Consider the following 7,290-nt stretch of genomic DNA (forward strand, 5'->3'; position numbering starts at 1 on the left):
GTGCGGACGAGCTGAGCGGCCCCTGTCTCCCGAATCGGGAGACAGGGGCCGCTGCGTTCGGTGCCGGGGCGCCTAGGGCACGTGGCGGACCGCGCCCTTGTCCGCCGAAGTGGCCATGGCCGCGTACGCGCGCAAGGCCGTCGTCACCGGGCGATCCCGGTTGACCGGCTGCCAGGGCCGCTCGGAGGCTTCCATCTTCGCGCGCCGCTCGGCGAGCACCGCGTCGTCGACGAGGACCTCGAGCGTGCGGGTGGCCACGTCGATGCGGATCTGGTCGCCGTTCTCCACCAGGCCGATGACGCCGCCGCTGGCCGCCTCCGGGGAGATGTGCCCGATCGACAGCCCGGAGGTGCCGCCGGAGAACCGGCCGTCGGTGATCAGGGCGCACTCTTTGCCGAGGCCCGAGCCCTTCAGGAACGCGGTCGGATGCAGCATCTCCTGCATGCCGGGGCCGCCGGCGGGCCCTTCGTAGCGGACCACGATCACGTCGCCGGGCTTGATCTTCTTGCCGAGGATGACCGAGACAGCCTCTTCCTGCGACTCCACCACCACCGCGGGGCCCTGGAAGGAGAACAGCTCCTCATCGATGCCCGCGGTCTTGAGCACCGCGCCGTCGGGCGCGATATTGCCGCGCAGCACGACGAGGCCGCCTTCCTTCGTGTAGGCGTGCTCCAGGTCGCGGATGCAGCCGCCTTCGGCGTCGGTGTCCAGCGACGACCAGCGGTTGTCGGTGGAGAACGGCTCGGTGGTGCGCACCCCGCCCGGCGCGGCGTGGAACAGTTCGACGGCTTCCGAGGACGCCTTGCCGGAGCGGATGTCCCAGGTGTCGAGCCACTCGTCCATGGTGGCGGTGTGCACGGTGGTGACGTCGGTCTCCAGCAGCCCGGCCCGGCGCAGTTCGCCGAGGATGGCGGGGATGCCGCCGGCGCGGTGCACGTCCTCCATGTGGTAGTCGGAGTTGGGCGACACCTTCGACAGGGTGGGCACCCGGCGGCTGGCCTCCTCGATGGTGTGCAGATCGAAGTCGATCTCGCCTTCCCGCGCGGCGGCGAGCGTGTGCAGCACGGTGTTGGTCGAGCCGCCCATCGCGATGTCCAGCGCTATCGCGTTGCGGAATGCCTTGGCGTTGGCGACGTTGCGCGGCAGGACGGAGGCGTCGTCCTCGCGGTACCAGCGGTTGGCGATGTCCACCACCACGGTGCCCGCCCGTTCGAACAGTGCCCTGCGCGCGGCGTGCGTCGCGAGCGTGGAGCCGTTGCCGGGCAGCGCGAGACCGAGCGCCTCGGTGAGGCAGTTCATCGAGTTCGCGGTGAACATGCCCGAACACGAACCGCAGGTCGGGCACGCGGACCGTTCGACCTCGGACAGGCCCTCGTCCGACACCGCCTGGTTCGCGCTCGCGGAGATCGCGGTGACCAGGTCGGTCGGCGCCTGCGCGACGCCGCCGACGACCACCGCCTTGCCCGCCTCCATCGGTCCGCCGGAGACGAACACGGCCGGAATGTTCAGCCGCATGGCGGCATTGAGCATGCCGGGGGTGATCTTGTCGCAGTTGGAGATGCAGACGAGCGCGTCGGCTGTGTGCGCGTTCACCATGTATTCGACGGAGTCGGCGATGATCTCGCGCGAAGGCAGCGAGTAGAGCATGCCGCCGTGGCCCATGGCGATGCCGTCGTCGACGGCGATGGTGTGGAATTCGCGCGGCACGCCACCGGCGGCGCGCACCGCGTCGGCCACGATGTCGCCGACGTTCTTCAGGTGCACGTGGCCGGGCACGAATTGGGTGTAGGAGTTCGCGATGGCGACGATCGGCTTGCCGAAGTCGGTGTCGGTCATGCCGGTGGCGCGCCAGAGTGCGCGTGCGCCTGCGGCATTGCGGCCGATGGTCGTGGTTCGGGAACGAAGCGGTGGCATTTCGATGGTCCTCGGGTCGCGGGGGCTGACGTGCGACGGCGCAGAGCCTGCTCGGCGGTCCACCACGTTACTCCCGGTGGGCCGGTCCACTGCCGGTGGTGCCGCCGGGCGCGGCGTCCATGGTCGTCAGCCGGGTCGGTTTGTCGCCGGTGCGAGGTGTGCTGGCGACGACGGGTCGCCGGAGGTGCCGGACCGTCGAGGGTGGGGACGAGAAGGAGGGTCACTGCTCCGGAAAATCATCCCATCACTCGGCCGCAACAACCTAACCGCGGTGGATGTTCCGTCGCGGCGCATGCTCGATCGCGCGCCTTCGAGCCGGTCGTGAGTGCGGTCGCCCGCTATCGAGTGTCTTCGCCGGTGGGGTCCTCGGCGGATTTCGCGATCTCGTCGGCCCGTGTGCTGCCGTCACCCCTCGAGTCCGCCTCGGGCTCGGTCGAGTCCGCGGGTTCGGCGGGGGATTCCTCCGCCGGGGACTCGTCCGGGACCGCGAACGGGTCCGGGATCCGTCCGCCGGACGCCGCCGCCAGATCGCGCAGCCGGTCGTAGCTCACCGCGGGCAGCTTCACCTCGGTGCCGTCGGTCAGATCGGCGCGCACGTATCCGCGCTTGGGGATCCGCACGCCCTTCACCTGGGCCCAGTCGAGGTGACGCGAACCGAACAGCGTCCGCAGATCGAGCCCGGCCGCCGAGACGGTGGTCTGCGTCCGCAGCACCCACACCAGCACCACGGCCGGGATGAGCAGCAGCCACCACAGTCCGGCGGGCCAGCCGACGAACGGGAAGAACACGCACATCAGCAGGATGAACACGCCCAGGAAGGCCAGCCGTGGGATACGGATCACACGGGCGTCGGAGGCGCTACCCGTATCCGTTGCCGCCGCGGGCGTATGGGACGATTCAGAAGGTGGCACGGACTGATGCGGTGATGACACACCACCATCCTCGCATCCTGATGAACGGACACAAGCAACCGCACTGTCCCACATAATGGGACACACGGGGTCATCTGTTTGACTCTTCGGTTCACACCCGCTTAACGTCGTGCGCGTGAATCGAAACGAGTTGCTCGTACTCGGCCGGCGCGTCCAGCGTTGAGCCTGACACACTGAGTCGAATACGTCAGCTCGCGTTGCGACGCGCCACCCTCGATCAGCCCTGTGCTGTCGGGGGCTTTTTTATGTTCGGACTAATCTCCAGCATGGCGAAGCGCAAGACACCGCTGACACAAATTCCGGGGTCAGAACCACAACCAGTAAGGAACGAAGACGGTGAGCGCACCTACCGCACGGCCCGGGCCTTCGGCCCGTAGGCCAGCGCCTTCGGCGAACCAGCAGGCCACGCCCGCTGCCAACGCGACCTCCGCGGCCAACCGCCGCCCGGTCCCGCCCGAGCGGGTCACCGGCGCGCAGTCGGTCATCCGGTCGCTCGAGGAGCTGGGCGTCGACACCGTATTCGGCATTCCGGGTGGTGCGATCCTTCCGGTGTACGACCCGCTTTTCGATTCCACCAAGGTGCGCCACGTCCTCGTCCGGCACGAGCAGGGCGCGGGTCACGCGGCCACCGGATACGCCCAGGCGACCGGCAAGGTCGGTGTGTGTATGGCCACATCCGGCCCCGGCGCGACCAACCTGGTCACCCCGATCGCCGACGCGCAGATGGACTCGGTCCCGATCGTGGCCATCACCGGCCAGGTGGGCCGCAGCCTGATCGGCACCGACGCGTTCCAGGAAGCCGACATCTCCGGCATCACCATGCCGATCACCAAGCACAACTTCCTGATCACCGACGGCGTCGACATCCCGCGCATCATCGCGGAGGCGTTCTACCTCGCCGCGTCCGGCCGCCCCGGCGCCGTGCTCGTCGACATCCCCAAGGACGTGCTGCAGGCGCAGACCACCTTCAGCTGGCCGCCGGAGATGCGTTTGCCCGGCTACCGTCCGGTCACCAAACCGCACGGCAAGCAGGTGCGCGAGGCCGCGCGGATGATCATGGACGCCAAGGCTCCCGTGCTCTACGTCGGCGGCGGCGTGATCAAGGCCGACGCCTCGGCCGAACTGCTGCAACTGGCCGAGCTGACCGGCATCCCCGTGGTCACCACCCTGATGGCGCGCGGCGCGTTCCCCGACAGCCACCGCCTCAACATGGGCATGCCCGGCATGCACGGCACCGTGGGCGCGGTCGCCGCGCTGCAGCGGTCGGACCTGCTGATCACCCTCGGCGCCCGCTTCGACGACCGCGTCACCGGTCAGCTGGACTCCTTCGCGCCCGGCGCCAAGGTCATCCACGCCGACATCGACCCGGCCGAGATCGGCAAGAACCGGCACGCCGACGTCCCGATCGTGGGGGACTGCCGCGAGGTGATCGTCGAGCTCATCGAGACCCTGAAGGGCGATCCCGCCGCGGGCGCCTCGCTGCCGCTGCCGCTGACCGACTGGTGGACCTACCTCGACGGCGTGCGCGACGCCTACCCGCTGGGCTGGACCCCGCCCGCGGACGGCTCGCTGTCTCCGGAGTTCGTCATCGAGGCGCTCGGCCGTCTGGCCGGGCCCGACGCGATCTACTGCGCGGGCGTCGGTCAGCACCAGATGTGGGCTGCGCAGTTCATCAAGTACGAAAAGCCGCGCACCTGGCTGAACTCCGGTGGCCTCGGCACCATGGGCTACGCCGTTCCGGCGGCCATGGGCGCCAAGATGGGCGCGCCGGACAAAGAGGTGTGGGCGGTCGACGGTGACGGCTGCTTCCAGATGACCAACCAGGAGCTGGCCACCTGCGCCGTCGAGGGCGTCCCGATCAAGGTCGCGCTGATCAACAACGGCAACCTCGGCATGGTTCGCCAGTGGCAGACCCTCTTCTACCAGGAGCGTTACTCCAACACCGACCTGGGCACGCACTCGCTGCGCATCCCCGACTTCGTGAAGCTCGCCGAAGCCCTCGGCTGCCACGGCATCCGGGTGGAGCGCGAGGAGGACGTGGAGGCCGCCATCCGCGAGGCGCAGTCCATCAACGACCGTCCCGTGGTGATCGACTTCATCGTCGGCAAGGACGCCCAGGTCTGGCCGATGGTCGCCGCGGGAACCAGCAACGACGAGATCATGGCCGCTCGCGGCATCCGCCCGCTGTTCGACGAGGACGAGCAGGCCGCGGAACCGGCGGTCATCCACGCGGCGATGTCGCAGGAACAGAACAGGGTGAACAACGGATGAGTACCACGCATACCCTCAGCGTTCTCGTCGAGGACAAACCGGGCGTGCTGGCCAGGGTCGCGGCGCTGTTCTCCCGCCGCGGCTTCAACATCGAATCGCTGGCGGTCGGCGGCACGGAGCTGCCCGAGATCTCGCGCATGACCATCGTCGTCACCGTCGAGGACCTGCCGTTGGAGCAGGTCACCAAGCAGCTCAACAAGCTGGTGAACGTCATCAAGATCGTGGAGCAGGACTCCGACAGCTCGGTGGCCCGCGAACTGATCCTGGTGAAGGTGCGCGCCGACGCCAGCGTGCGGACCCAGGTGATCGAGGCCGTGGGACTGTTCCGCGCGAAGGTCATCGACGTGTCGCCGGACGCGCTCACCGTCGAGGCGACCGGAACCCGGTCCAAGCTCGACGCGCTGCTGCGGATGCTCGAACCGTACGGCATCCGGGAGATCGTGCAGTCCGGCGTCGTCGCGGTGGGGCGTGGACCGAAGTCCATCACCGCCACTCGATGAGGTAGTGGGCGCGCACACCGATGGGGCCGCCCGTCCTGCGGCGGCCACACGCTAGTCTTTCTGCGATCGACGGTTGGCGTGCCGCCCTCCCCGCGTACGCGGGAATGATCCCCTCCCGCTGCTGCGGAGGTGATCCGATCCAGAACAACGTAAATCCGCACCGGCGCAAGCACGGTGTGCCCCGCCTCGCGCGGGGATGATCCCGGAAGGAACCACAGTGGCAGTCGAGATGTTCTACGACGACGATGCCGACCTGTCGATCATCCAGGGCCGCAAGGTCGCTGTCATCGGCTACGGCAGCCAGGGTCACGCGCACTCGCTGAGCCTGCGCGACTCGGGCGTCGAGGTCCGCGTCGGCCTGGCCGAGGGTTCGAAGTCGCGTCCGAAGGCGGAGGAGGCGGGTCTGACCGTCGGCACGCCGGCCGAGGTTTCGGCGTGGGCGGACCTCATCATGGTGCTCGCGCCCGACACCGCGCAGGCGTCGATCTTCACCAATGACATCGAGCCGAACCTGAACGACGGCGACGCGCTGTTCTTCGGTCACGGCCTCAACATCCACTTCGGCCTGATCAAGCCGCCTGCCAACGTCACCATCGGCATGGTGGCCCCGAAGGGTCCGGGTCACCTGGTGCGCCGTCAGTTCGTCGACGGCAAGGGCGTTCCGGCGCTGATCGCGATCGACCAGGACCCCAAGGGCGAGGGCCAGGCGCTGGCGCTGTCCTACGCCAAGGGCATCGGCGGCACCCGCGCGGGCGTCATCAAGACCACCTTCAAGGAAGAGACCGAGACCGACCTGTTCGGTGAGCAGGCCGTGCTGTGCGGTGGCACCGAGGAACTGGTCAAGACCGGTTTCGAGGTCATGGTCGAGGCCGGTTACGCGCCGGAGATGGCCTACTTCGAGGTGCTGCACGAGCTGAAGCTGATCGTCGACCTGATGTACGAGGGCGGCATCGCGCGGATGAACTACTCGGTGTCCGACACCGCCGAGTTCGGTGGCTACCTGTCGGGCCCGCGGGTCATCGACGCCGACACCAAGAAGCGCATGCAGGACATCCTCAAGGACATCCAGGACGGCAGCTTCGTCAAGCGTCTGGTCGCCAACGTCGAGGGCGGCAACAAGGAACTCGAGGCGCTGCGCAAGCAGAACGCCGAGCACCCGATCGAGGTCACCGGCGCCAAGCTGCGCGGCCTGATGAGCTGGGTCGATCGCCCGATCACCGAGACCGCCTGATCTTCCGGCTGATTCGCACGGGTGGCCCGCTCCGAGAACTCGGAGCGGGCCACCGGCGTCTTCGCGGACTATCTAGCTGCTGCCGAACATACCTGGCGCTTGCTGCCCGTAGCCCTGCCCGAAGGGGCCGCCGTACTGGTTGTAGCCCCAGCCGAACAACGGATTGTTATTGCAGCTCCAGTTCTGGAACGGACCGAAGTCGCACCGGTTGTAATACGGGTCGTACCAGGCCTGATGGACCCCGGGTGTGCCCGGGGTAGCCGAGGCAGGCATCGCCATCGCGGTCAACGGGATTGCGGCGATCGCACCGGCGACGGCCACGCGGGCCAGGGTGCGGCGTGCGCTGATTGTGGAGAACAACGTAAATCCTTTCACTCTGCGGTGCGCGTTTCCGCCCACCATCCCCCGTTGCGGGTCTGCCCACGACCTCCCCCGCGGAGAG

6 protein-coding genes are annotated in these 7,290 nt (G+C 68.3%); 3 read left to right on the forward strand and 3 right to left on the reverse strand.

The annotated features are described in order from the left end of the window. Nucleotides 1-72: 72 nt before the first annotated feature. Both ilvD and HOV91_RS29645 read right to left on the reverse strand, forming a co-directional pair. Complete coding sequence (gene ilvD / locus HOV91_RS29640; RefSeq protein WP_174188607.1) at nt 73-1,914, reverse strand: dihydroxy-acid dehydratase; 1,842 nt, start codon at nt 1,912-1,914, stop codon at nt 73-75. A gap of 338 nt (nt 1,915-2,252) precedes the next feature. Beyond that, nucleotides 2,253-2,756, reverse strand: coding sequence for a PH domain-containing protein (locus HOV91_RS29645; RefSeq protein ID WP_312884810.1), 504 nt, complete (start codon nt 2,754-2,756; stop codon nt 2,253-2,255). A 426-nt stretch (nt 2,757-3,182) separates the two neighbouring features. Between HOV91_RS29645 and HOV91_RS29650 the strand changes: the two genes are divergently transcribed. The 3 genes from HOV91_RS29650 (at nt 3,183) to ilvC (ending at nt 6,848) form a co-directional block, all read left to right on the forward strand. Continuing rightward, nucleotides 3,183-5,117, forward strand: coding sequence for an acetolactate synthase large subunit (locus HOV91_RS29650; RefSeq protein WP_174188608.1), 1,935 nt, complete (start codon nt 3,183-3,185; stop codon nt 5,115-5,117). After that, entirely contained in the window at nt 5,114-5,617 is a 504-nt protein-coding gene (gene ilvN, locus HOV91_RS29655) for an acetolactate synthase small subunit (RefSeq protein ID WP_039799659.1), read from the forward strand. The genes HOV91_RS29650 and ilvN overlap by 4 nt, the downstream gene beginning before the upstream one ends. A gap of 229 nt (nt 5,618-5,846) precedes the next feature. Continuing rightward, the gene (gene ilvC, locus HOV91_RS29660) at nt 5,847-6,848 is read left to right on the forward strand and encodes a ketol-acid reductoisomerase (RefSeq protein ID WP_174188615.1); all 1,002 of its coding nucleotides are present in this window, start codon (nt 5,847-5,849) and stop codon (nt 6,846-6,848) included. Nucleotides 6,849-6,920: 72 nt separating this feature from the next. Here ilvC and HOV91_RS29665 read toward each other — a convergent pair whose 3' ends face one another. Then, nucleotides 6,921-7,208 carry a hypothetical protein gene (locus HOV91_RS29665; RefSeq protein ID WP_174188609.1) on the reverse strand — a complete coding sequence of 96 codons (288 nt, stop codon included), beginning with the start codon at nt 7,206-7,208 and terminating at the stop codon, nt 6,921-6,923. Nucleotides 7,209-7,290 lie beyond the last annotated feature (82 nt).

It is taken from the genome of Nocardia barduliensis (genome assembly GCF_013315795.1).
Taxonomy (GTDB): Bacteria; Actinomycetota; Actinomycetes; order Mycobacteriales; family Mycobacteriaceae; genus Nocardia; species Nocardia barduliensis.